This is a genomic window from uncultured Thiocystis sp. (assembly GCF_903866365.1).
Taxonomy (GTDB): domain Bacteria; phylum Pseudomonadota; class Gammaproteobacteria; order Chromatiales; family Chromatiaceae; genus Chromatium.
This window is the reverse complement of the sequence record NZ_CAIPNF010000120.1, coordinates 1-2,389: the sequence shown is the minus strand read 5'-3', so window position 1 is coordinate 2,389 and position 2,389 is coordinate 1. Positions and strand designations below refer to the sequence as shown.

Genomic DNA, 2,389 nt, shown 5'->3' with positions numbered 1-2,389 from the left:
TCCATGAAAACAGCGTGACGTGGCGTCGATGTCGTGAAAAATGGCCATTCAATGACCCATTGATGAGAAAGTCACCTTGATTTTCAGCCTCCAGAGCGGCTTCGCCGCGACGTCCGACCTAAGTCGGACAGGCTCCTAGAGTGAGCCCATCGGGATCGGCACGCGATGATCCCAGTGGCCCCTTGCGCGACGCCCAGCGATTCAACCAGGAACCTCGGCAATGATCACGACCCGCGACCCCCGGCCTTTACAGGAGATGCTTCGACGTTGTGTGCCCATCCTCCTCGCTGCCCTCGTGGCAGCCCCGGCGATCGCGGCGGATCGCGCCCTGTTGGTGGGGGGGGTCGGCAAGTACCAAAAGATGGAATGGGATCTAAAGGGTATCGACCTCGATATCGAGATGATGCGGAAGGTGGCCGCCAACCTGGGCTTTGCCGCAGGGGATACCAAAGTTCTCCTGAACGAAGACGCCACTCAGGCGGCGCTGCAGGCGCATCTGACGGACTGGTTGCGTCGCGGCGTCACGGCGGATGACAAGGTCCTGATCTACTTTTCCACGCACGGGACACAGGTGCCGGACCAGAACGGCGATGAAGACGATGGGGTCGATGAGGCATTGACCCTCTATGATCTTCGCAACAGCCTTGGGCCAGATGGTCAGCCTACCCTAACCGGCATCCTGCTCGATGATGATTTCGAGCGCGCCCTCGCCGCCATCCCAAACCGCAACGCCTTGGTTCTGATCGACGCCTGTCACAGCGGCACCGTCGTCCGGGCCGTGCAACTCAGCTCCCTGCAAAGCGGTTCGGCGGAGAGTCAGGCGAAGTTTTTCGCCTACCCCGGCATGCCGAGGTCGCTCTCGCGCGGCTTGGGTCAAATGGTCGCCAAGGGGGGGCAAAGCTATGTCAGTATCGCTGCGGCTGCGGCTGCCGATGACGAGCAATCCCTGGCCACCGACCGTGGCAGCCTTTTCACCCAAGGGCTGGCGCAGGCGATCGGTCAAACTGTCAGCATCGGAGGCAGTCTGACGCCGCAACAGCTCAGGGATGCCACCGCCGCCTTTGTCGTCGAGCAACTCGGTCAGAAGGACCGATCACGCATCTTTCATCCCCAACTCGGAGGGGATCCGACCTTGGCCAACAAACCCTTGCGCCTGGTGGGCGTGACTGCGGGGCACGGGCCGACCTGGGACAAGGTCCAGGCATTGGTGGGGCGGCTGAATCCGCTGTCGTTCCAGACCAATCAGCAACGCTTTCGCGAGGGCGAGAAACTGGAACTGACGATCGATGTACCGCGCGATGGCTACCTCAACGTCATCAACATCGACGCCAGAGATACGCCGATCGTGGTCTTCCCCAATGGATTCCACCGCGATAATCGGGTGAGGGCCGGCCGTCTGAACATTCCCGGTGACCTTCCCTTCGAGTTACCCGCATCGACACCCTATGGGCCAACCTTACTGGTGTCTTTCTTCACAGACGAGCCGGTGAACCTTTTCGAGAACGGCGACGGTTGGCGCGACGTGGCCGGCAACATGCTCGACGCCTTTCCGCAGTTGTCGCAGATCGGCATGCGCGGTTTCGTACCGACGGCCAAGACCGCACGGGCCATGGCCGGAGCACTGGACGTGACGGTCTGTCCGGCCAGCGGGTGCCCCTGATGGACTTTGGTTGCCATGGACCCCGACGCACGCATGGATCAACCCTGGCGCTGCTGCTGGTTTCGATCCTGCTTGGCTTGCGGCCCCTGGCCGCCGAGGAACGCCACGCGCTCGTCATCGGTAACTCCAGCTATACCAATGGAGCACTCAGCAATCCGGTCAACGACGCGACGGATATTGCCGCGAAACTCACGCAGAGGGGATTCGAAGTCGTGCGGATGGAGAATGCTGACCACCGCACCATGGAGCAGGCCATCCGTACCTTCAACGGCAAACTGACCGGACCGGATCGTGTTGGGCTGTTCTATTTTGCCGGGCATGGGATGGAATATGAGGGGCATAATTACCTGATCCCCATTGGCACCGAGATTCAGAGCGAAGTTGACCTACCCTACCAGGCGGTCGATGCCGGCTGGGTGCTGGATGGCATGACCAAAGCCGGCAATGGACTCAATCTGCTCATCTTGGATGCTTGCCGCAACAATCCGTTTGGGCGTTCTTTTCGCTCAGCCCGCCAGGGGCTGCAACGCATGAGCCCCCCGAGGGTACACTGATACTCTACGCTGCAAAGCCAGGTGGGGTCGCCCAACAGGGCGAGCGCGTTTAAACATTCCGTTTTTCGGGTAGTTGACGGATGCTAGCGAGAAACGACGATTGGAGTTTCTCATGTCAGCAAGCATTCTTGAGCATTTCACCTCCTTGGAAGATCCTCGGATCGAGCGTCGAAAG

2 protein-coding genes are annotated in these 2,389 nt (G+C 60.4%); both read left to right on the top strand.

Annotated elements, in window-relative coordinates; all coding sequences use genetic code 11:
* Positions 1-271 precede the first annotated feature (271 nt).
* A complete protein-coding gene (locus QZY07_RS07315) occupies positions 272-1,660 on the top strand; it encodes a caspase family protein (RefSeq protein ID WP_295401176.1) in 1,389 nt (462 codons plus the stop codon).
* The gene (locus QZY07_RS07310) at positions 1,660-2,214 is read left to right on the top strand and encodes a caspase family protein (protein WP_295401173.1); all 555 of its coding nucleotides are present in this window, start codon (positions 1,660-1,662) and stop codon (positions 2,212-2,214) included. The genes QZY07_RS07315 and QZY07_RS07310 overlap by 1 nt, the downstream gene beginning before the upstream one ends.
* The last annotated feature ends 175 nt before the right edge of the window (positions 2,215-2,389 follow it).

What these genes read in the sequence shown, in the direction of transcription:
- QZY07_RS07310 (WP_295401173.1), top strand. Translation starts at nt 1,660, where the DNA reads ATGGACTTTGGTTGCCATGGACCCCGACGCACGCATGGATCAACCCTG.